The 21,802-nt window shown below is 69.8% G+C and carries 20 protein-coding genes; 4 read left to right on the top strand and 16 right to left on the bottom strand.

Translation table 11 applies throughout. The features are described from left to right. Window positions 1-95 precede the first annotated feature (95 nt). From ESG85_RS10470 to ESG85_RS10455, 4 genes are all read right to left on the bottom strand, one after another. Complete coding sequence (locus tag ESG85_RS10470) at window positions 96-476, bottom strand: FKBP-type peptidyl-prolyl cis-trans isomerase (RefSeq protein WP_128977822.1); 381 nt, start codon at window positions 474-476, stop codon at window positions 96-98. Between the two features lie 63 nt (window positions 477-539). Continuing rightward, window positions 540-1,478, bottom strand: coding sequence for an FKBP-type peptidyl-prolyl cis-trans isomerase (locus tag ESG85_RS10465; protein ID WP_128977820.1), 939 nt, complete (start codon window positions 1,476-1,478; stop codon window positions 540-542). Between the two features lie 126 nt (window positions 1,479-1,604). Next, complete coding sequence (gene pafA / locus ESG85_RS10460) at window positions 1,605-2,966, bottom strand: Pup--protein ligase (RefSeq protein ID WP_128977818.1); 1,362 nt, start codon at window positions 2,964-2,966, stop codon at window positions 1,605-1,607. Between the two features lie 9 nt (window positions 2,967-2,975). Then, complete coding sequence (locus ESG85_RS10455) at window positions 2,976-4,307, bottom strand: MFS transporter (RefSeq protein WP_128977806.1); 1,332 nt, start codon at window positions 4,305-4,307, stop codon at window positions 2,976-2,978. Between the two features lie 123 nt (window positions 4,308-4,430). Between ESG85_RS10455 and ESG85_RS10450 the strand changes: the two genes are divergently transcribed. Further along, window positions 4,431-5,453, top strand: coding sequence for a LacI family DNA-binding transcriptional regulator (locus ESG85_RS10450; RefSeq protein WP_128977804.1), 1,023 nt, complete (start codon window positions 4,431-4,433; stop codon window positions 5,451-5,453). 169 nt (window positions 5,454-5,622) lie between these two features. On the opposite strand, the gene prcA is transcribed toward ESG85_RS10450, so the two are convergent. From prcA to arc, 6 genes are all read right to left on the bottom strand, one after another. Continuing rightward, window positions 5,623-6,375, bottom strand: a complete 753-nt coding sequence (gene prcA, locus ESG85_RS10445; protein WP_128977802.1) for a proteasome subunit alpha — start codon at window positions 6,373-6,375, stop codon at window positions 5,623-5,625. 74 nt (window positions 6,376-6,449) lie between these two features. Beyond that, the gene (gene prcB / locus ESG85_RS10440; RefSeq protein WP_128977800.1) at window positions 6,450-7,289 is read right to left on the bottom strand and encodes a proteasome subunit beta; all 840 of its coding nucleotides are present in this window, start codon (window positions 7,287-7,289) and stop codon (window positions 6,450-6,452) included. Beyond that, window positions 7,270-7,473 (bottom strand): endonuclease VII domain-containing protein, encoded by a 204-nt coding sequence (locus ESG85_RS36755; protein WP_309550255.1) that lies wholly within the window; start codon window positions 7,471-7,473, stop codon window positions 7,270-7,272. The genes prcB and ESG85_RS36755 overlap by 20 nt, the downstream gene beginning before the upstream one ends. A 403-nt stretch (window positions 7,474-7,876) precedes the next feature. Next, entirely contained in the window at window positions 7,877-8,089 is a 213-nt protein-coding gene (locus ESG85_RS10430) for a ubiquitin-like protein Pup (protein WP_030494396.1), read from the bottom strand. A 171-nt stretch (window positions 8,090-8,260) separates the two neighbouring features. Beyond that, on the bottom strand, window positions 8,261-9,775 hold the full coding sequence (dop, locus tag ESG85_RS10425) for a depupylase/deamidase Dop (protein WP_128977798.1): 1,515 nt from the start codon (window positions 9,773-9,775) through the stop codon (window positions 8,261-8,263). Between the two features lie 165 nt (window positions 9,776-9,940). After that, entirely contained in the window at window positions 9,941-11,707 is a 1,767-nt protein-coding gene (gene arc, locus ESG85_RS10420; protein ID WP_128977796.1) for a proteasome ATPase, read from the bottom strand. A gap of 242 nt (window positions 11,708-11,949) precedes the next feature. Between arc and ESG85_RS10415 the strand changes: the two genes are divergently transcribed. Further along, window positions 11,950-12,261, top strand: a complete 312-nt coding sequence (locus ESG85_RS10415) for a ferredoxin (RefSeq protein ID WP_128977794.1) — start codon at window positions 11,950-11,952, stop codon at window positions 12,259-12,261. 68 nt (window positions 12,262-12,329) lie between these two features. Here the strand turns inward: ESG85_RS10415 and ESG85_RS10410 are convergent, their stop codons facing one another. The 3 genes from ESG85_RS10410 to ESG85_RS10400 all read right to left on the bottom strand — a co-directional run bounded on the left by ESG85_RS10410 (window position 12,330) and on the right by ESG85_RS10400 (window position 15,591). Beyond that, window positions 12,330-12,908: a hypothetical protein gene (locus tag ESG85_RS10410; protein WP_128977792.1), complete on the bottom strand. Its 579-nt coding sequence runs from the start codon at window positions 12,906-12,908 to the stop codon at window positions 12,330-12,332. 340 nt (window positions 12,909-13,248) lie between these two features. Further along, on the bottom strand, window positions 13,249-14,136 hold the full coding sequence (locus ESG85_RS10405) for a tRNA (adenine-N1)-methyltransferase (RefSeq protein WP_019884997.1): 888 nt from the start codon (window positions 14,134-14,136) through the stop codon (window positions 13,249-13,251). An 18-nt stretch (window positions 14,137-14,154) separates the two neighbouring features. After that, window positions 14,155-15,591: a site-2 protease family protein gene (locus ESG85_RS10400; protein WP_128977790.1), complete on the bottom strand. Its 1,437-nt coding sequence runs from the start codon at window positions 15,589-15,591 to the stop codon at window positions 14,155-14,157. Here ESG85_RS10400 and ESG85_RS10395 point away from each other — a divergent pair. Both ESG85_RS10395 and ESG85_RS10390 read left to right on the top strand, forming a co-directional pair. Next, window positions 15,506-16,429 (top strand): RecB family exonuclease, encoded by a 924-nt coding sequence (locus tag ESG85_RS10395; RefSeq protein WP_128977788.1) that lies wholly within the window; start codon window positions 15,506-15,508, stop codon window positions 16,427-16,429. The two genes, ESG85_RS10400 and ESG85_RS10395, sit on opposite strands and share 86 nt — an antisense overlap. An 84-nt stretch (window positions 16,430-16,513) precedes the next feature. After that, window positions 16,514-17,185 (top strand): response regulator, encoded by a 672-nt coding sequence (locus ESG85_RS10390; protein ID WP_128977786.1) that lies wholly within the window; start codon window positions 16,514-16,516, stop codon window positions 17,183-17,185. 157 nt (window positions 17,186-17,342) lie between these two features. On the opposite strand, the gene ESG85_RS10385 is transcribed toward ESG85_RS10390, so the two are convergent. From ESG85_RS10385 to ESG85_RS10375, 3 genes are all read right to left on the bottom strand, one after another. Next, entirely contained in the window at window positions 17,343-18,920 is a 1,578-nt protein-coding gene (locus ESG85_RS10385) for an ABC transporter substrate-binding protein (RefSeq protein ID WP_128977784.1), read from the bottom strand. 68 nt (window positions 18,921-18,988) lie between these two features. Then, a complete protein-coding gene (locus tag ESG85_RS10380; protein ID WP_128977782.1) occupies window positions 18,989-20,578 on the bottom strand; it encodes an ABC transporter substrate-binding protein in 1,590 nt (529 codons plus the stop codon). Between the two features lie 456 nt (window positions 20,579-21,034). Further along, on the bottom strand, window positions 21,035-21,742 hold the full coding sequence (locus ESG85_RS10375) for an HAD family hydrolase (RefSeq protein ID WP_128977781.1): 708 nt from the start codon (window positions 21,740-21,742) through the stop codon (window positions 21,035-21,037). Window positions 21,743-21,802: the final 60 nt, after the last annotated feature.

The raw sequence follows: 21,802 nt of genomic DNA, 5'->3' as shown, positions 1-21,802 counted from the left end.
GGGTGTCCGGACAAAAGCCGGGCCCGGACCGGGACGACGCGCAGAGGGCCCCCGCCGGACGGCGGGGGCCCTCTGGTCCGGACGCAGTGGCCGGATCAGACCTTCTTCACGTCCACGAGGTCGCAGACGAAGATCAGGGTGTCGCCGGGGCCGATCTTGGCGCCGGCACCGCGGTCGCCGTAGGCGAGGTGCGCGGGGATGGTCAGCTGGCGGCGGCCGCCGACCTTCATGCCCTGGACGCCCTTGTCCCAGCCCTGGATGACCATGCCGACACCGAGCTGGAACTGCAGCGGGTTGCCGCGGTTCCAGGAGGAGTCGAACTCCTCGCCGGACTCGAACAGCACACCCACGTAGTGGACGTCGATCAGGTCACCGGCCTCGGCGACCGCTCCGTCGCCCTCCCAGATGTCCTTGATCTCCAGGTCGGCCGGCGGCTCGCCGCCCGGGAAGTCGACCTCGGGCTTCTCGATGTTCACTGCAGTGCGCTCCTCAAAAACATGTGAACCGCGCAGGTGATGACCTGCGCGACCTGGACAGTCTTACACCTTCGCCAGGATGTCGACGGCGAAGACGAGGGTGGAGTTCTTCGGGATTCCCTGCTGCTCCTGGTCGCCGAAGGCCTCGGACGGCGGGGCGACGATCAGGACCCGGCTGCCGACCTTCTTGCCGACGACACCGTCCTTGAGACCCTTCAGGGTCAGCTGGGCCAGCGGGAAGTTCACCGGCTTGCCCTGCGCGTACGTCGAGTCGAAGACCTTGCCGTCCTTCCACAGGGCGGCGACGTAGTTCACGGCGACCGTGTCCGTCGCGGCGACGGTCTCGCCCTTGGACTCCAGGACGTAGGTGGAGACCAGCTTCGTCGGCGGGTCGACCTTCGGCACGGTCAGGGACGGCTGCTTGCCGTCCGTGTTGGTGCCGACCTTCGGCAGGTCCTTGTTGTCCTGCGCCACCTCGGTGCCGGAGGCCGACTTCGGGAGGGTGACGGCCTTCAGGATGTCCACCACGAACACCAGCGTGGCGTTGCCCTTGATGTCACCCTGGCCCTGCGCGCCGTAACCGAGCTCCGGCGGGATGCCGATCTCGACGCGGCTGCCGACCTTCTGCCCCTCCAGGCCCTTCTCCCAGCCCTGGATGACCTGGCCCTGGCCGAGGGTCAGCGGGTAGGGCTGCTTCCGGTCGAAGCTGTTGTCGAAGGGTGTGGACTCGTCCCACTCCTGACCCAGGTAGTTGACCGAGAGCACGTCGCCCTTCTTGGTGACCGCGCCGTCGCCCTCACTGATGACGTTGACCTTGAGCTCCTTCGGCGGGTTGCCCACGCCCTGGGAGAGGGTCGGCTTCTCTCCGAACTTCTCCCCCGCGGTGATGGCGGGGAGCCCGTTCTTCATCGAACCGGAATCGGAGCCCTTGTCGTCGCTGCCGCATGCCGCTGTGGTGAGCAGCAGAAGCGGGACGACGAGCAGGCCGGCAAGTCGGCGCACTAGTTCCTCAGATCTCAGACGGCACAGTAGTTGTCCGGACACTCTAGGGGAGGACCCCGAGAAGCCGTCGGCCCCGCACGTGAAACGTGCGGGGCCGAGGTGTGACCGCCTGCGAGCCGTGCCGGTCTACATCCCGGCGATCAGCTTCTCCACCCGGTCGTCGACCGAACGGAACGGGTCCTTGCACAACACGGTGCGCTGCGCCTGGTCGTTGAGCTTGAGGTGGACCCAGTCGACGGTGAAGTCCCGCCGCTGCTCCTGCGCACGCCGGATGAAGTCGCCGCGGAGCCGGGCCCGGGTGGTCTGCGGGGGCACCGACTTGCCCTCGAAGATCTTCACGTCGTTGCAGACCCGCGCCGCCTGGCCGTTCTTCTGGAGCAGGTAGTACAGCCCGCGGCGGCGGTGGATGTCGTGGTACGCGAGGTCTATCTGGGCGACCCGCGGATGCGACATCGTCATGTTGTGCTTGGCCCGGTACCGCTCGATGAGCTTGTACTTCATGACCCAGTCGATCTCGGTCTCGATGCGGTCGAGCTGCTCCTGCTCGATGGCGTCGAGCGCGCGGCCCCACAGTTCGAGGACCTGCGCGACGGTGCCGCTGCGGATGCCGCGGCGGTCGACGAAGTCGGCGGCCTTCTCGTAGTACTCCCGCTGGACCTCCAGGGCGGAGGCCTCGCGGCCGCTGGCGAGGCGGACCTTGCGCTGGCCGGTGATGTCGTGGCTGACCTCGCGGATGGCCCGGATCGGGTTCTCCAGGGTGAGGTCGCGCATGACCGTGCCCGCCTCGATCATGCGCAGCACGAGGTCGGTGGCGCCGACCTTGAGCAGCATGGTCGTCTCGGACATGTTGGAGTCGCCGACGATGACGTGGAGCCGGCGGTAGCGCTCGGCGTCCGCGTGCGGCTCGTCGCGGGTGTTGATGATCGGACGCGAGCGCGTGGTGGCCGAACTGACGCCCTCCCAGATGTGCTCGGCACGCTGGGAGACGCAGTAGACGGCGCCGCGCGGGGTCTGCAGCACCTTTCCCGCACCGCAGATGAGCTGACGGGTGACGAGGAACGGAATGAGGATGTCCGCGAGCCGCGAGAACTCCCCGTGGCGGGCCACCAGATAGTTCTCGTGGCAGCCGTAGGAGTTTCCGGCGGAGTCGGTGTTGTTCTTGAAGAGATAGACGTCGCCCGCGATTCCCTCCTCGTGCAGGCGGCGTTCCGCGTCGACGAGCAGACCTTCGAGAATGCGCTCGCCCGCCTTGTCGTGGGTGACCAGTTCGACCACGTTGTCGCATTCGGGAGTTGCGTATTCCGGATGCGAACCCACGTCAAGGTACAGGCGGGCGCCGTTCCGCAGGAAGACATTGCTGCTGCGGCCCCATGACACGACACGGCGGAAGAGGTAGCGCGCCACTTCGTCAGGAGACAGTCGGCGCTGTCCCCTGAACGTGCACGTGACGCCGTACTCGTTCTCCAGCCCGAAAATGCGGCGGTCCATGTCAGAACATTACGCCTGAAGACCCGAGCTGAAACCGGGTTCGGCCGCCCCGTTCCGATCATTTTCCGATGAGTGCGTGTTCTTTTCGGCCGCCCCGGGCTCGGCCGCGTCGCCCGCGGCGCCCCCGCTGACGGCGTGTCGCGACCCCACGGTGGGGCCGAGCACCCGGCCGGTGGCGAGGAGGACCAGGAAGGCGACGAGGCCGCCGGCACCGGCCACGGCGAAACCCGCCGGAGTCCCGGCGAGTTCGACGACGGGCCCCGAGACCGCCGAGCCGAGCGCCGCACCCACGCCGAAGGTGGTCACCAGCCAGGAGAAGGCCTCGGTGACCGTCCCCCGCGGTGCGTGGCGGTCGACGACGATGAAGGCACAGGCGATGGCGGGCGCCAGGAACACCCCCGCAAGGGCCGCGAGCCCCGTCATGGCGAGCGGCCCGGGCACCAGCATCAGCGGAAGGTAGCCCAGCGCCAGCAGCAGCACCAGGACCCGAAGCCGCCGCTCGGGCGCACCGGCCCAGTGACGGGCGCCGTAGGCCACGCCGCCGATGAGCGCGCCGAGCCCCAGGGCGGCCATCAGCCAGCCGTACACCGACTCGTTGCCGCGCTCGTCCGCGTACGCGACGGCGGCCACGGTGATGGAGCCGAGGGCCAGGCCGACGAAGAAGAACGAGGCGAGCAGCGCGAGCAGCCCCGGCGAGCGCAGCGCGCCCAGCCAGTGCGCCTCGCGGGGCGCCGAGCGCCAGGCGCGGGAAGGCTCGGAGAGAACGACCGACAGGGCGCCGAGGACACCGAGCAGATTGATGACGAGCAGCGCCGAGGCGGGCGACCAGAGCGCCACCAGCAGGGTCAGCAGCAGCGGCCCGACGGTGAACATGACCTCCTGGGCGACCGCGTCCAGGGCGTACGCGCGGTGGACCCGGTCCTCACGGCCCAGGACGCTCGGCCACAGGGCCCGCAGCCCGCCCTCGAGCGGCGGGGTGAAGAGTCCGGCGACCAGGACGGCGACGTAGGCGAGGAACAGGTTCCCGATGCCGGTGACCGCCAGGGCCGCCATGCCGAGGGCGGAGATCACCGCGGCGGGGAGCTGGACGCGGGGCTGCCCCTTGAGGTCCACGGCGCGGCCCAGGAGCGGCTGGCCGACGGCGGTGGCCAGGCCGTACGCGGCGATGAGACCACCGGCCAGGCTGTAGCTGCCGCCCTCGGCGCGGGTGAAGACGGTGATGGCGACCGGGCCGGTGCCGTTGGGCAGCCGGCCGACCAGCGTGCCGGTCAGCAGGCGCGCGGCGTGCGGGGCGCGCAGGATGTCGAGATAGCCGCCGCCCGCCCTGGCCTCGCTGGCCATGATCGCTCCCCTCTCGGGGCATCCACCCGAGGTTTTACGTATAACGTCCTGCGTCATACGTACCATGACGACAGCACGCCGGTCCACCCCGCGTGCCGCCCCGCCCCCGACCCGGAGGTTCCAGTGCACACGCCGGAGCAGCCCCCCGCCACCCGGCCCACCAGCCGGGACGTCGCCCGGGCCGCCGGAGTCTCCCAGGCCACCGTCTCCCTCGTCCTCGGCGACAAATGGCGCGGACGCGTCTCCGAACGCACCGCCGCATCCGTCCGCACCGCCGCACAGACCCTCGGCTACCGGCCCAACCTCGCCGCACGCAACCTGCGCCTCGGCCGCACCCGCACCGCACTCCTCGTCGTCCCCGCACTCACCAACGAGTTCTTCGCCCACGTCTACACCGGCGCCGCCGCCGAAGCCGCCCGCCACGGCATCGGCGTCGTCCTCTACCCCTCCCCCGACGGCACCGGCCCCGCCAAGGACCCCTTCGCCTCCGCACCCGCCTCCCTCGACGGCGTCCTCGCCTCCTCCATGGCCACCGACGCCCTCAAGGCCTTCCAGGGCACCAATCTGCCCCTCGTCATGCTCGACAGCGACCCCGCCGACCCCAGCGCCGCCGCACACGTCAACCTCGACGTCGCCGACGGCATGCGCCGCGTCACCCGCCACCTGCTCGGCCTCGGCCACCGCCGCTTCCTGCACCTCGCGTCCGCGGTCCCCTCCTGGACCTTCGACGCACGCGCCACCGCCCTCGCGCAGACCCTGCCCGGAACAGCCGAACTGCGCACGGCGCGCGCACGGCTCAACGTCGCCGCCGCCTGGGAGGCCGCGAACGTGGCGCTCACCGCCCCCGGCCCCCGGCCCACCGCCGTGATCTGCGACGACGACATCCTCGCGGCCGGCGTCCTCAAAGCCGCCCGCCGCCTCGGCCTACGGGTCCCCGAGGACCTCTCGGTCACCGGCTTCGACGACATGGCCCTCTCGACCGCCCTGGAACCGGAACTCACCACCGTGCGGCTGCCCGCCGAGGAGTTCGGCGGACGGGGCATGGCCGCACTCCTCACCGCCCTCGCCGGAGCACGACCCGAACCCGTCGAACTCCCCGTCGAACTGGTCGTCCGCGGCTCCTCGGGCCCCGCCCCGACCACCTGACCCGCCCCGTCCACCTCCAGGCACGACGAAGGCCCCGACCCGCCGAAGCGGGCCAGGGCCTACGAGCCCGACACGAACGCCCGACACGAACATCCGAGCGGACGCCTGCCACGAAAACGTCCGGCGCGAACGCCTGCCACGAACACCGACGGACGTCCGCCGGCGCGGACTACTCCTCCGCGGCCTCGTCCGACGGATCGTCCGTCTTCGCCACGGCCGCGTCGTCCGCCTCGAGCAGCCGCTTCAGCTGCCGGCCGACGATCCGCTTGAACTTGCGCTGCTGCGGACGCGTACGGTCCAGGACCGCCACCTCCAGCCGCTCCGCGGGGATCTCCCGCTCACTGCCGTTGGTGTCACGCGACAGCGCCTGCACCGCCAGCTTCAGCGCCTCCGCGAGCGACATGCCGTCACGGTGCCGCTGATCCAGGAAGGAACTGATCTGCTCCGCGTTGCCACCCACCGCGACCGAGCCGTGCTCGTCGACGATCGACCCGTCGTGCGGCAGCCGGTAGATCTGGTCGCCCTCCGGCTCCACGCCGACCTCGGCCACGACCAGCTCCACCTCGTATGGCTTCTCGCCCGCACTGGAGAAGATCGTGCCCAGCGTCTGGGCGTACACATTGGCCAGACCACGAGCCGTGACGTCGTCACGGTCGTAGGTGTAACCCCGCAGATCGGCGTAGCGCACACCGCCGATCCGCAGGTTCTCGTACTCGTTGTACTTGCCGGCGGCGGCGAAGCCGATCCGGTCGTAGATCTCGCTGAACTTGTGCAGCGCGCGGGACGGGTTCTCGCCGACGAAGACGATGCCGTCGGCGTACTGGAGGACGACGAGGCTGCGGCCTCGGGCGATGCCCTTGCGGGCGTACTCGGCCCGGTCGGCCATGGCCTGCTGAGGTGAGACATAGAACGGCGTGGACACCGGCTACCGTCCCTTTCTTCCGGTCTGAAAGGCTCTGAGGGCTACTGCGGTCGACGAACGGGGCCGACGAACGGTCAGAGCAGCGCGGCGCGCGGCCCGTCGGGCTGCTCCAGACGCCGATCGGTGACCGACCGGGCCAGCTCCGAGGACTCCGCCTCCGTGAGCCTGCGGAAGCCCTCGTCGGTGATGACGGTGACGATCGGGAAGATCCTGCGGGCCAGGTCCGGGCCGCCGGTCGCCGAGTCGTCGTCCGCCGCGTCGTACAGCGCCTGGACGACCAGCGTGGTGGCCTGCTGCTCGGTCAGGTCGTCCCGGTAGAGCTTCTTCATCGACCCGCGCGCGAAGATCGAACCCGAGCCGGTGGCGGCGTACCCGTGCTCCTCGGAGCGGCCGCCGGTGACGTCGTAGGAGAAGATCCGGCCCTTCTCCTTGCCCTCGTCCCAGCCGGCGAACAGCGGGACGACGGCCAGGCCCTGCATGGCCATGCCGAGGTTGCTGCGGATCATCGTGGAGAGCCGGTTGGCCTTGCCCTCCAGGGAGAGGGTGGCGCCCTCCACCTTCTCGAAATGCTCCAGCTCCAGCTGGAACAGCTTCACCATCTCCACGGCGAGGCCGGCGGTGCCGGCGATGCCGACCGCGGAGTACTCGTCGGCCGGGAACACCTTCTCGATGTCCCGCTGCGCGATCATGTTCCCCATCGTCGCCCGCCGGTCACCGGCGAGCACGACCCCGCCGGGGAACGTCGCGGCGACGATGGTCGTCCCGTGCGGCGCCTCGACGATCCCCTCGGGGAGCTTCCGGTTGCCCGGGAGCAACTCCGGCGAGTGGTCGGCGAGGAAGTCGATGAAGGAGGACGAGCCCGGCGTCAGGAAGGCAGCGGGTAGACGCCCGGTGCTACGAGTGATGGCTTCCACGCGTTCCCTCCAGGTATGAGATGGCCCGACGTATGCGGTCGGGATCGTCTCCCAACGTGCCGATGGCCGAATGACAGTTGAAGCACAGTACGCCACGGACCCTACCCGTCTCGTGACAGTGATCCACATGTATGGCGGGAGCCGCCATACAGATCGCACAGAGACCGTCCTGCGAAGCGATCATCTCGTCGCGCTCGGCCTCCGTGATGCCGTCCTCGCGCTTGAGGCGACCTGCCCGCCCCTGGGTCTTCTTGCATTGGCTTGGATCGAGTGGCAAGGCCGTCCGAGGCGGTGGAATGGCGATGCCACTCGCTGTGCGGCTTGACCTCACCGCACCGCCGGCACGGCTTGTGCCCTGCCGGCACCTCCACCCTGCTTCGGACGACCTCGCCCTCGGCCGCCTGCCGGTTCCGGTAGCGCTCGGCGCTATAGGCCGCGACGCATTCCCGGCGCCGTGGTCGCAGCCCGTCTCCGCGATTGCAGTCCCTCGCGAATCCGGTCGGCGGGAGATCCCGCCCACAACCACGACAGTGCTTGACAGCCTTCGACATCTCCCCGCCCCTGCGACCGCACCTTCGGTTCGAAGGCTACTGGCCGCCCTTTTGCACGAAGCTTCGCACGAAATCCTCGGCGTTCTCCTCGAGTACGTCGTCGATTTCGTCCAGGACGGAGTCCACGTCGTCGCTCAGCTTCTCCTGGCGTTCCTTGAGGTCGGAGCTTGCCTCCGTGGTGGTCTCCTCGACCTCCTCGGTGGAACGCGTCGCCTTCTGCTGTCCGCCGCCGGTGTCCTTGGTCGCCATAAACCTCACCCCGCTCGAATCGGCCCGCTCGTTTGGGTCTGTACAAGATCAGACCTTACAAGCCGGGACTGACATCGGCCCCGCAGTTTCCACAACGTCCGGGCACTGATCCCATGATTCCCAGTCCCCGGGCATTTCAGCCGTGCCCGGGGTCCGGGAAAATCGCTGCCGCTAGGAGTTTCCGGACAGGACGCGGACCAGTTCCTCCGCGGTCCTGCACCGGTCCAGGAGTTCCTTGACGTGGTTCCGGGTGCCCCGGAGGGGTTCCAGGGTCGGGACGCGCTGGAGGGAGTCGCGGCCCGGCAGGTCGAAGATCACCGAGTCCCAGGAGGCGGCGGCCACGTCGTCCGCGTACTGCTCCAGGCAGCGGCCGCGGAAATAGGCCCTGGTGTCCTCCGGAGGGCTCGTCTCGGCCCGTTCCACCGTCGCCTCGTCCAGGAGTCGCTTCATGCGCCCGCGGGCGACGAGACGGTTGTACAGGCCCTTCTCGGGGCGGACGTCCGCGTACTGGAGGTCCACGAGGTGGAGCCGGGCGGCGTCCCAGTCCAGGCCGTCGCGGCGCCGGTAGCCCTCCATGAGCTCCCGCTTGGCGATCCAGTCCAGCTCGCCGGCCAGGCTCATCGGGTCGTTCTCCAGCCGGTTGAGGGTGTCCTCCCAGCGGGCCAGGACGTCCTTGGTCTGCTCGTCCGCGTCGGACCCGTAGCGCTCGTCCACGTACTTCCTGGCCAGCTCGAAGTACTCCATCTGGAGCTGTACGGCGGTGAGTGTCCGGCCGCTGCGCAGCGTGATCAGGTACTGGAGGCCGGGGTCGTGGGAGACCTGGTGGAGGGTGCGTACGGGCTGGTCGACGGCGAGGTCGACGGTGATGAAGGCGTCCTCGATCATGGAGAGGACGAGGGACGTCGTGCCGAGTTTGAGGTAGGTGGAGATCTCGGAGAGGTTGGCGTCTCCGATGATCACGTGCAGGCGCCGGTACTTCTCGGCGTCCGCGTGGGGTTCGTCGCGCGTGTTGATGATGGGGCGCTTGAGCGTGGTCTCCAGGCCGACCTCGACCTCGAAGTAGTCGGCGCGCTGACTGATCTGGAAGCCGTGCTCGCGGCCGTCCTGGCCGATGCCGACGCGGCCGGCGCCGGTGACGACCTGGCGGGACACGAAGAACGGCGTGAGGTGGCGCACGATGTCCGAGAAGGGGGTTTCCCGCTTCATCAGGTAGTTCTCGTGCGTGCCGTAGGAGGCGCCCTTGTTGTCGGTGTTGTTCTTGTAGAGGTGGATGGGCTGGGCACCGGGCAGCTGGGCGGCCCGTTCGGCGGCCTCGGCCATGATCCGTTCGCCGGCCTTGTCCCAGAGGACGGCGTCGCGCGGGTTGGTGACCTCGGGGGCGCTGTACTCGGGGTGGGCGTGGTCCACGTAGAGCCGGGCGCCGTTGGTGAGGATGACGTTGGCGAGGCCGATGTCCTCGTCGGTGAGCTGGCTGGAGTCGGCGGCCTCGCGGGCGAGGTCGAAGCCGCGGGCGTCCCGCAGCGGGTTCTCCTCCTCGAAGTCCCAGCGGGCGCGGCGCGCCCGGTGCATCGCCGCCGCGTAGGCGTTGACGATCTGGGACGAGGTGAGCATGGCATTGGCGTTGGGGTGCCCCGGGACGGAGATCCCGTACTCCGTCTCGATGCCCATAACGCGCCGTACGGTCATGCGGCCCTCCTTGCCCGGCGCCGACCCCCGCACGGTGCGTGATTCGGCGGTACCCACGAGCCTAGAGCGGCTGCGCGTGTACGGGGAGATCGAATGCGGTTCGGTGAGTGGAATGCGACGGCTGCGGATGCCCGTGTTCCGGACATCCGCAGCCGGTGCGCGTCACTACAGGTACTGACCGGTGTTGGCCACCGTGTCGATGGAGCGACCGGTGTCCGCGCCCTGCTTTCCGGTGACGAGGGTGCGGATGAAGACGATCCGCTCGCCCTTCTTTCCGGAGATGCGGGCCCAGTCGTCGGGGTTGGTGGTGTTGGGCAGGTCCTCGTTCTCCTTGAACTCGTCCACGCAGGCCTGGAGGAGGTGGGAGACGCGGATGCCCTTCTGGTCGTGGTCGAGGAAGGCCTTGATGGCCATCTTCTTGGCCCGGTCGACGATGTTCTGGATCATCGCGCCGGAGTTGAAGTCCTTGAAGTAGAGGACTTCCTTGTCGCCGTTGGCGTAGGTGACCTCGAGGAAGCGGTTCTCCTCGGATTCGGCGTACATCTGCTCGACGACGGACTGGATCATCGCGTGTGCCGCGGCTTCCTTGGATCCGCTGTGCTCGGCGAGGTCGTCGGAGTGCAGCGGGAGGGAGGCCGTGAGGTACTTGGCGAAGATGTCCTTGGCCGCTTCCGCGTCCGGGCGCTCGATCTTGATCTTGACGTCGAGCCGGCCGGGCCGCAGGATCGCGGGGTCGATCATGTCCTCGCGGTTGGAGGCGCCGATGACGATGACGTTCTCGAGGCCTTCCACGCCGTCGATCTCGGCGAGCAGCTGGGGGACGATGGTGTTCTCCACGTCCGAGCTGACGCCGGAGCCGCGGGTGCGGAAGAGGGATTCCATCTCGTCGAAGAAGACGATGACGGGGGTGCCCTCGCTGGCCTTCTCGCGGGCACGCTGGAAGACGAGGCGGATGTGCCGCTCGGTCTCGCCGACGTACTTGTTGAGGAGTTCGGGGCCCTTGATGTTCAGGAAGTACGACTTCCCGGCGGGCTGGCCGGTGACCTCGGCGACCTTCTTGGCAAGGGAGTTGGCGACGGCCTTGGCGATGAGCGTCTTGCCGCAGCCGGGCGGGCCGTAGAGCAGGATGCCCTTGGGCGGCCGGAGTTCGTGCTCCTTGAAGAGGTCGGGGTAGAGGTAGGGGAGCTCGACCGCGTCGCGGATCAGTTCGATCTGGTTGCCCAGGCCGCCGATCTTGTCGTAGTCGACGTCCGGGACCTCTTCGAGGACGAGTTCCTCGACCTCGCTCTTCGGGACGACCTCGTAGACGTATCCCGACCTGGGTTCCAGGAGCAGGGCGTCGCCGGGGCGGATGGTGATGTCGAGGAGGGGTTCGGCGAGCCGGACGACCCGCTCCTCGTCGGTGTGGCCGATGACCAGGGCTCGCTCGCCGTCCTCGAGGATCTCCTTGAGGGTGACGATGTCGCCGGCGCGCTCGAATTCCATGGCCTCGACCACGTTGAGCGCTTCGTTGAGCATGACTTCCTGGCCCCGCCTGAGCTCGTCGAGCTCGACGCTGGGGCTGACGTTCACCCGGAGCTTGCGGCCCCCGGTGAAGATGTCGCACGTGCCGTCCTCGTTGGCCTGCAGGAAGACACCGAAGCCGGCCGGCGGCTGGGCGAGCCGGTCGACCTCCTCCTTGAGGGCCACGATCTGGTCGCGGGCCTCACGGAGCGTGTTGGCGAGTCGCTCGTTCTGCGCGGACACGCCGGCCAGGTTCGTCTGCAGCTCGACGATCCGCTCCTCGAGAATCCTCGTGTGACGCGGAGAGTCGGCGAGCTTGCGGCGCAGGACGGCGATTTCCTGCTCGAGATAGGCAACCTGGCCGGCGGGGTCCTCAGACCCCCGCCCCGGCCGGATGCCGCGGTTGATGTCGTCGTCGTGGGCTGCCACGGTCCTCACCTCCTCCAAGGGGAGCTGGACGCTTCCTGACCCTACCTGGGTGGGTGATGATTGAAACCCCTAGATCAAAAAGACTGCGGGGTGTGTCCGATCTTCACCCTTGCGCTTCCCCTCACGCCAGGGGAATACCCACCGGGGGGCTCGCCAAAAGCGCCCGGTTGTATCGTCGTGGGTGGTCAACACCCGTCAGGGTTTGCCCGACTTATCGAAGCGAAGCAGAAACGGCAGGGGATATGACCGTGCAGCAGGAGGTCCCGGCGGCGGGTGCCGGCGAGGCGCTGGAGGTCTGGATCGATCAGGACCTGTGCACGGGGGACGGGATCTGCGCGCAGTACGCTCCCGAGGTCTTCGAGCTCGACATCGACGGGCTCGCTTATGTGAAGAGCGCGGACGACGAGCTGCTCCAGGAGCCGGGTGCGACGACGCCGGTGCCGTTGCCGTTGTTGCGGGACGTGGTGGACTCCGCGAAGGAGTGCCCGGGTGACTGCATCCATGTGCGGCGGGTCGGCGACGGCGTCGAGGTGTACGGGCCCGACGCGGAGTGACGGCGTGGTGACGGGCCGCGGTGTGCGGCCCGGTCCGCCGGCCGGCCGGGCGGCGCGTGTCCGGTCCGTCAGACGGACCGTGCCTGGTCCTGGGTGGTGCGGACGAAGGTTCCGCGCTGCCAGCGCCAGGTGACCTGTTCGCTCTGGTCGGGGCAGCAGCTGGGGACGCGGGGGCCGGAGTAGCCGAGCAGGGTGGCGTGGACGGCTCCGTCGCGGACGGTGAAGTCGGTGATCGTCTTCTGCTGTGTGGGGTCGACGAGGGTGGCGACGACGCGTGCCGCGGGTGTGCCGGTGCCCTTGCCGTGGGTGAGGACGTAGACGCCGCTGGGTGGGGTTCCGGAGCCGGCTTCGCAGTGTACGACTGCGACGGTCTCGGGGTTTCCGTCGCCGTCGAGGTCGCCGGTGGCCTGTCGGGCGATGGTGCTGGGGGCTCCGCCGCATTCCAGGGGGTAGGGGGCGGTGCCGGCGTCGGGGGCGGGGCGTGCGGCGGGAGCGGCGTGCGCGCCGACGGCTCCGGCGGCTCCGGCGGAGCCGGGCTGGAGGAGTCCGGCGAGGGCGACGACCGCGGCCATGGCGGTGGCGGTGGTCAGCCAGTGCACGGGACGGGCGTGGGTGTGCGCGAGGTCCGTGACGGCGGAGGGCTGCACGCGAGAAGTCTCCTGTGAGGGTGGCGCGGAGGGAGTTGCGGGCATCGTGCCACACGTCACAGGAGTGGGGAACAGGCGGGGTGGCCCGGGTGGTGGGGCGTGGGCGCGTGGGTTGCGGCTCGTTGCCGGACGCGGAGCCCGGGCCGGGATGTGAGGTCCAGGGCAGGCACGGAGACTGAGGCCGTGTGGCCGGGATGCGGTGCGCGGGCCCGTTGGTGAGTCCCCGGGCCGTGGACGGTGTGCCCCGAACACGTGGGTGCCGCCGTCGACTTCCGCGCTGTGGGGCGGGAACTCGGCGGCGGCACCGTTGCGTTGTCGGGGCGTCAGCCCCGTGAGGGCGTCAGCCCTTGTTGGGGCCCTCGTAGTCCTCGCCGTAGGCGCCCTTGGCGGGCCGGCGGCGGCGCATCGGGGGCTCGACGCCGTCCGCGAGGCGGCGGGCGGTGACGAGGAAGCCGGTGTGGCCGATCATGCGGTGGTCGGGGCGCACGGCCAGGCCCTCGACGTGCCAGTTGCGGATCATGGACTCCCAGGGCTGCGGCTCGGCGTAGCAGCCGAACTCGCGGATGGACTCCACGGTGCGGGCGAGCTGCGTGGTGGTGGCCACGTAGCAGCAGAGGATGCCGCCGGGGACGAGCGCCTTGGAGACGGCCTCGAGGCATTCCCAGGGGGCGAGCATGTCGAGGATGACGCGGTCGACGTCGGTGTCGGACAGGTTGTCCTGCAGGTCGCCGACGGTCAGCTGCCACGCGGGGTGCGGGCCGCCGAAGTAGCGCTCGACGTTGCCCTTGGCGATCTCGGCGAAGTCCTCGCGGCGCTCGTAGGAGTGCAGCATGCCGCTGTCGCCGATGGCACGCAGCAGGAAGGAGCTCAGCGAGCCCGAGCCCACGCCCGCCTCGACGACGCGGGCGCCGGGGAAGATGTCGGCGAAGGCCAGGATCTGCCCCGCGTCCTTGGGGTAGACCACGGCGGCGCCGCGGGGCATGGACAGGACGTAGTCGGGGAGCAGGGGGCGCAGCGCAAGGTAGGCGACGTTCCCCGTGGTACGGACAACACTGCCCTCGGGAGCGCCGATCAGCTCGTCGTGCGGGAAGGAACCCTTGTGGGTGTGGAAGTTCTTCCCGGCCTCGAGCGTGAACGTGTAGTGGCGTCCCTTGGGGTCGGTGAGCTGGACCTGGTCCCCGACCTTGAAGGGCCCGCGACGGCGGGCGGCACCGGTCGGTTCGGACATGTGAACAGGGTACCGGTGTTACGAGGAAGGTCGTGCCATGGCCTTGACGAAGGCCTTCTCGACATCGGTGGTGGACAGCACGCCGTAGATCTCGCCGGTTTCCTCGACGACGAGGTACTCGGTGGCGGGGCTGGCGCGGAGGTGGTCGAGGAGGGGCTGGCCGGTGAGTTCGGCGGGGACCTTCATGCCGTCGGTGAGGTCCTGGGAGAGGGTGCTGACGGCGACCCAGGGGCGGCGGTGCTGGGGGACGGCGGCGATGGCGGTCTCGCGGACGATGCCGGTGGGCGCGCCGTGGCCGTCGACGACGACGAGGGCGCGGGCTCCGGCCTCGTTGGCGCGGCGGAGGGCTTCGGAGAGCGGGGTGGCGGGCTCGACGGGGATGGCGCGGCGAGTGAGGGCGCGGGCGCGGAGTTCCGGGAGGTGTTCGCGCAGTCGGGCCATGCGGAGGCTGTTGCCGGCGCCGGTCCAGATGATCGCGGCGAGGATGGCGGCGAGCAGGGCGTCGGTGACGGTGGTGAAGCCGGAGATGTCGTCGGGTGAGTTGCCGAGCCAGCCGGTGCGGGTGAGCAGGGGCAGTCCGATGAGGACGGTGACGGCGAGGGCGCGACCGACCCAGGCGGCGGCGACGGTGCCGCTCATGGCGTTGCCGGTGATCTTCCAGACGACCGCGCGGAGCATCCGGCCGCCGTCGAGGGGCAGGCCGGGGAGCAGGTTGAAGACGGCGACGATGAGGTTGGAGATCATCAGGCCGCCGAGCAGGACGCCGGGGACGGTGCCGGGTTCGACGGCGTAGAGGCTGAGGTAGAAGAGTCCGGCGAGGACGAGGGAGAGGAGGGGGCCGACGAAGGCGAGGACGAATTCGCGGCCGGGGGTCTCGGTCTCCTTGTCGATCTCGGAGACGCCGCCGAAGAACTGGAGCTGGATGCGGCGCACGGGGAGCTTGAAGCGGAGTGCGGCGAGGGTGTGGGCCAGTTCGTGGACGAGGACGGAGGCGTAGAAGGCGATGGCGAAGAAGAGGGAGACGAGGTAGCGGGCGGCGCCGAGTTCGGGCAGGACGCGTTCGATCTGGTCGCCGAAGACCCAGGTGATGAGGGCGGCGACGAGGAACCAGCTGGGTGCGACGTAGACGGGCACGCCGAAGGGCCGGCCCATGAGGAGGCCACCGCCTGGCTCCTCGGTCCGCTGCGGCTTGGACTCGTCCTGGTTCACGGGTTCCTTTCGTCGCCGGGCCGCTCGGCCCGCGCACTCGGTCACGGTTCGATCATGCAGCGCGACGGGTCCTGCGTCGATGGTATTCCGCGCGGGCCCGTCGGGTGGATCAGGGTCGGGGAGGTACTGACTGTCGGTGGTGGGTCGTAGGGTCTGTGTCATGAGTACGAGTGAGCAGCCGTCCGTGGAGTCCGTGCAGGCGCGGCCGCCCATGTCGTTGTCGCCTTCGCGGGCGAGCGACTTCATGCAGTGCCCTCTGCTGTACCGGTTCCGGGTGATCGACCGGCTGCCGGAGAAGCCGAGTGCGGCGGCGACCCGGGGCACGCTGGTGCACGCGGTGCTCGAGCGGTTGTTCGACGCGCCGGCGGTGGAGCGTACGGTGCCGCGGGCGAAGGCGCTGATCCCGGGGCAGTGGGACCGGCTGCTCGCGTCGCGTCCGGAGCTGGCGGAGCTGTTCGAGGAGGAGGCCGGAGGTTCCGCGACCGGCTCGGACGGCTCGGACACGGATCCGACGGAGCCGCGGGCCGAGCGTCTGGCGCGGTGGCTGTCGGAGGCGGAGGCGCTGGTCGAGCGGTGGTTCACGCTGGAGGATCCGACGCGGCTCGAGCCGGCGGAGCGCGAGCTGTTCGTGGAGACGGAGCTGTCGTCGGGGCTGCGGCTGCGCGGGGTGATCGACCGGGTGGACGTGGCGCCGACGGGTGAGGTGCGGATCGTCGACTACAAGACGGGCAAGGCGCCGCGCCCCGAGTACAGCGAGGGCGCGCTGTTCCAGATGAAGTTCTACGCGCTGGTGGTCTGGCGGCTGAAGAACGTGGTGCCGCGCCGGCTGCAGCTGGTGTACCTGGGCAGCGGTGACGTCCTGACGTACGACCCGGTGGAGGCGGATCTGCTGCGGGTGGAGCGCAAGCTGCACGCGCTGTGGGAGGCGATCCGGCTGGCGACGGAGTCGGGTGACTGGCGGCCGCGGCCGACGAAGCTGTGCGGCTGGTGCGACCACCGTGCGGTGTGTCCGGAGTTCGGCGGCACTCCCCCGGTGTATCCGCTGCCGGTGGTGCCCGCGCGCCCGCCGGAGTCCGCGGAGTAGCCCCAGGGCAGAATGGACGCGGGGTGCCCGATCATGATCCGCCGGGCGTCCTGGGGTTCCGTCCATGCCGTGAAGGAGTTGTCCGTGGCTATCCGCGTCCTACTGGTCGACGACCAGCCGCTGCTGCGCACCGGTTTCCGGATGATCCTGGAGGCCGAACAGGACCTGGCGGTGGTGGGTGAGGCCGGGGACGGTCTGCAGGCGCTGGAGCAGGTGCGGGCGCTGCAGCCCGATGTGGTGCTGATGGACATCCGGATGCCGCGGATGGACGGGGTGGAGGCCACCCGGCAGATCACCGGTCCGGGCCGGGACGGTCCGGCGAAGGTGCTGGTGCTGACCACGTTCGACCTGGACGAGTACGTGGTGGAGGCGCTGCGGGCGGGGGCGAGCGGCTTCCTGCTGAAGGACGCGCCGGCGCACGAGCTGGTGCAGGCGATCCGGGTGGTGGCGGCGGGCGAGGCGATGCTGGCGCCGTCGATCACGCGCCGGCTGCTGGACAAGTACTCGGCGCACCTGCCGTCGGGCGAGGAGCAGGTGCCGGACACGCTGAACACGCTGACGGACCGCGAGGTCGAGGTGCTCAAGCTGGTGGCGCGCGGTCTGTCGAACGCGGAGATCGCGGCGGACCTGTTCGTGAGCGAGACGACGGTGAAGACGCACGTGGGTCATGTGCTGACGAAGCTGGGTCTGCGGGACCGGGTGCAGGCGGCGGTGTACGCGTACGAGAGCGGTCTGGTGCGCCCCGGGGCGCAGTGAGTCAGTGAGTCTTCGGGGCAGTACGTGAAGAGCCCGGCGCGCGGTACGTGAGCCGCCCGGGATGGGAAGAGCCCGGCGCGCGGTGCGTGAGCCGCCGGGGTACGGGGAGGGCCCGGCGCCACGAGCGTGCCGGGCCCTCCTCGTCGCGGAGCGGGTGTCAGCCCTTCTTGATCTCCCAGAAGCGGAAGACGGTGGAGGCGTCGAGGGTCCATTCGAGGCCGGTGACGCCCTCGCGGGCGACCGCGTACTGCTTGCCCTGCCACAGCGGCAGCAGCGGCAGCTCGTCGGCGACGAGGTCCTGGACCTTGGTGTAGGTGGAGCCGGTCTGGCCCCGGTCGGGGGACGCGGCGACGGCCGGCAGCAGTTCGCCGGTGATGAGGGCGTTCTGGTAGCGGTTGCCGAGGACGTTGTCGTCGCCGAAGAACGGGGAGGTGAAGTTGTCGGCGTCCGGGTAGTCGGGGACCCAGCCGCGGACGTAGACGCCGTACTTGCCGGCCGCGATGTCCTTCTCGTACTGCTCGAAGGAGACGGACTGGACCTTGGCGTCGAACAGGCCGCTCGCGTTGAGCTGGCCGGCGATCGCTTCCATCATCTGGTCGGTGGCGGGGCCGAAACGGTTCGGGGTGGACCAGAGGGTGAGCTTGACCTTGCCGGTGATCCCGTCCTTGCGCAGCGCCGTCTTGGCCTTGGCCGTGTCGGGCTCGCCGTAGGTGTCGAAGAACGAGGTGGCGTGGCCGGCGATGCCGGTGGGGACGATGGAGTACAGCGGCGTGGCGGTCGACTTGTAGACGTTCTGGACGAGCGCCTCGCGGTCGACGAGGTGGGCGATGGCCTTGCGGACGCCGATCTTGCCGACGACCGGGTCCTTGACGTTGAAGACCAGGTGCTGGACCTCGGCGCTGGAGCCCTGGACGACCTGGATGCCCTGGTTGTCCTGGGCGTTCTCCAGGGCGGCTATGTCGTCGGCGGCGAGGCCTCGGTAGGCGACGTCGATGTCGCCGGCCGAGAGGGCCTTGGCGAGGGCCTCGCGGTCGCCCTGGTAGAGCTTGAGGGTGACGCTGCCGTTCTTCCGCTTGGCGTTGCCCTGGTAGCTGTCGTTGCCGGTGAAGGTGGCCTGGCTGTCGCTGAACGACTCGAGCTTGTACGGACCGGAGCCGACGGCCTTGCCGTCGGTGCGCAGTCCGTCGGCCGGGTACTCGCGGTGGTCGACGATGGAACCGGCACCGGAGGCGATCTTGCTGGGGAAGGTGGCGTCGGGCACCTTCAGCTTGAAGACGACGGTCTTCTCGTCGGGCGTCTCGATGGAGTCGATCGAGGAGAGCAGCGGGGCGGGGCCGTTGGGGTCGGCGATCTTCAGGGCGCGCTCGAAGGAGAACTTGACGTCCTCCGAGGTGAGCGGGTTGCCGTTGGAGAACTTCAGACCGTCACGCAGGGTGCAGGTGTAGATCTTGCTGCCGCCGGAGAAGCCGCACTTGTCGGCGGCCTCGGGCTCGGGCTCGGAGGCACCCTTCGGGAAGGCGAGCAGGGACTGGAAGACGTTGTTGAACAGCAGCCAGGAGCCGGGGTCGTAGCCGGCGGCCGGGTCGGTCGCCATGATCTCGTCCGACATGCCGACGGTGACGGCGGACCCGGAGCCCCCGGAGTCGCCGCCCTTCTCGGTGCCGCAGCCGCTGAGCAGCGCGGCGGCCAGGCCCGCGGCGAGCGGGGCGGTCAGCCACTTGTTGTGTGCCTTCACAGAACTTGCCTCTTGATCTCTTGCCAGGCCGGCCGCGCAACCGCTGCGCGGCCGGTACAACGAAGGGGTCAGGCGGTGCCGCGGCCGAGCTCCCACAGGAGCAGGTCGGAGGAGGTGTTCAGCGACCACTCGACGCCGGTGATGTCGTCGCGGGCGGCGACGTACTGCTTGCCCTGCCACAGGGGCAGGACGGGGACGTCCTTGGCGACGATCTTCTGGATCTGCTCGAAGACCGGGGCCGCGGCGGTGCGGTCGGCCTCGCGGCGCGACTGCGGGATCAGCCGCTCACGGACGGACTGGTTGACGTAGGGGGTGTTGAGGAAGTTGTCGCTGTCCAGGAACGGGGCGACGTAGTTGTCCGGGTCCGGGTAGTCGGGGAACCAGCCGAGGCCGTAGACGGCGTAGTCGCCGCGCTTCTGGGCCGGGCGGAACTTGGACCATTCGGTGCCCTGGACGCGGGCGTCGAAGAGCTTGGTGGCGTTGAGCTGGGCGCGCAGGGTCTCGAACTCCTGGGCCGTCTCGGCGCCGTAGTGGTCGGTCGTGTAGTGCAGGGTGACCGGGACGGGCGTCTTGATTCCGGCGTCGCGCAGCAGCTTGGCGGCCTTGGACGCGTCGGGCTCGCCGTAGGTGTCGATGAACGAGGTGGCGTGGCCGGTGACGCTGGAGGGGATCAGGGAGTAGAGGGGCTCGGCGGTGGGGCCGTAGACCTGCTCGATGAGCTTGCCGCGGTCGACGACGGAGGCCATGGCCTGCCGGACGGCCTTCTCCTTGACGGCGGGTGCCTTGGTGTTGAAGGCGAGGTAGCGGATCTCCAGGCCGGGGACCTCGGTGAGGTCGATGCCCTCCTGGGGCTTCTCGGTGAGGTCCCTGATCTGGGGCTGCGACATGGCGCGGGCGGCCATGTCGATGTCGTCGGAGCGCAGGGCCTTGTCCATGGCGCCGGCGTCGGCGAAGGTGCGCAGTTCGACCTTGTCGTTGCGCAGGGTGATGTCGCCCTTGTAGCGGGGGTTCTTGGTGAAGACGAACTTCGTGACCGTGTCGCCGTCGCGTTCGGTCGTCATCGTGTACGGGCCGGAGCCGTCGACGTCGAAGCCCTCGCGGAGGGACCTGCCCTCGTACGTGTCCTTGCTGAGGATGCCGGCGACGGGGGTGGAGAGCTTGTACGGGAAGGTCGCGTCGGGCGTCTTCAGGTGGAAGACCACCTCGCGGTCGCCCTTGGTCTCGACGGTGTCGATGTTGGCGAGGAGGGCGGCGGTGCCGTTGTCGGACTTGATGGCGAGCACGCGCTCGACGGAGAACTTGACGTCCTCGGCGCTGACCGGGGTGCCGTCGGCGAAGGTGAGGCCCTCACGGAGCGTGCAGCGGTAGCTCTCGCTCTCCTTGTCGGAGAAGCCGCAGCTCTCGGCGGCCTCGGGGACCGGGGCGCCGCCGCCGCGCGGGACGTGCATGAGGGTCTGGACGGTCTGCCGCAGGATGTTCCAGGCGCCGGTGTCGTAGGCGAAGGCGGGGTCGAGCGGGGCGGGAGCGTCCTCGGTGGCGACGAACTGGTCCGTGGTGCCGACGACGATCGCTCTGCTCTCGTCCCCTCCACCGCAGCCGGCGAGCAGGGGGCTGAGCAGTGCGGCCGCGATCGGCAGCACCAGGGTCTTGCGGTTCATCGGGACGTTCTCCTCATCCGGCACGGGGGTGACGGCCGGCGGTGGTACAGCGGCTTCGGTCACTCCGCCGGACGCCCGTTCGGGGCGCGGCGATCGGGCCGGGAGGGGTGCGATCGGTCCGGTGTGCGCGGCGGCGTGGGTGGGCCGCCGGGGCACGCGGAGGTGCGGCGGAGTACGTGCGAAAGATTAGTGGGCTACACCAGTGCCGCCGGACGGGGGAACGTCGCGAAGGCGCACGGCCGGCGAGCATGAATACGGTGAGTTCGATAGTCATGCGCGGGAATGATTCGTACGCGCGGGAGCGAACCGGGACACATGGGCAGGGTGTAACCGGTGGTTTCGGGACACCACACGCGAACAGGCCACCCACCGGTCGGCACTCTGGGTGACCAATGTCACTCAGGGTTCTTTTCGGCGAGTGGCCTGAAGTTCCCGGGCGCGAACGGGACGGGCCCGTCAGTGTCCGCGGGGCGAGGCGATGAGCGTCCGGAGGAAGGGCACGTCGACCTCCTCCAGGGAGCGGACCACGACCCGGCCCGCGGAGGGTGCGATGGGGGCGACGGAGGGCACCGCGACGACCCGGCAGCCGGCCGCCTCGGCGGCGGCGACGCCGGTCGCGGTGTCCTCGACCACGGCGCAGAGCGCCGGCTCGGCCCCGACGCCGCGGGCGGCGGTCAGGTACGGCTCCGGGTGCGGCTTGGTGCGGGCCACCTCGTCGCCCGCGATGCTCAGCGCGAAGCGGTCGCGGCCGAGCGAGGCGAGCACCCGGTCGATGATCCGGCGGTGCGAGGCGGAGACCAGGGCGGTGGGGATGTCGTGCCGGGCCAGCTCGGTGAGCAGCCGGTCCGCGCCGGGCATCAGGGGCACGCCCTGGTCGATGCGCTGCTCGAACTTCTCGTTGAGGAGCACGGTGAGCTCCTCCAGCGTGATGTCGGCGCCCGTGGCCTCGATCAGGTAGCCGGCGCTGCGCGTCATGGGCCCGCCCACGACGACGTCGCGCCAGGCCTCGTCGAGCCGGTGCCCGAGGTCGGCGAAGACCTCCACCTCCGCGTCCCACCAGAAGCCCTCGGTGTCGACGAGGGTGCCGTCCATGTCGAGGAAGACCGCCTGCAGGGCGGAGCTGCCGTTGGCACGGAACAAGGACGCGGGGACCGTACTGGTCATCCGGCACACCTCCACGGAGGGACGAAGAGGCCGGCCGCCCTCCCCTTGCACGGGGGTGGA

Origin of the sequence: Streptomyces roseicoloratus (assembly GCF_004117935.1) — a bacterium.
Lineage (GTDB): Bacteria > Actinomycetota > Actinomycetes > Streptomycetales > Streptomycetaceae > Streptomyces > Streptomyces roseicoloratus.
The sequence above is the reverse complement of the archived record's forward strand: the minus strand, read 5'-3'. Positions and strand labels throughout refer to the sequence as shown.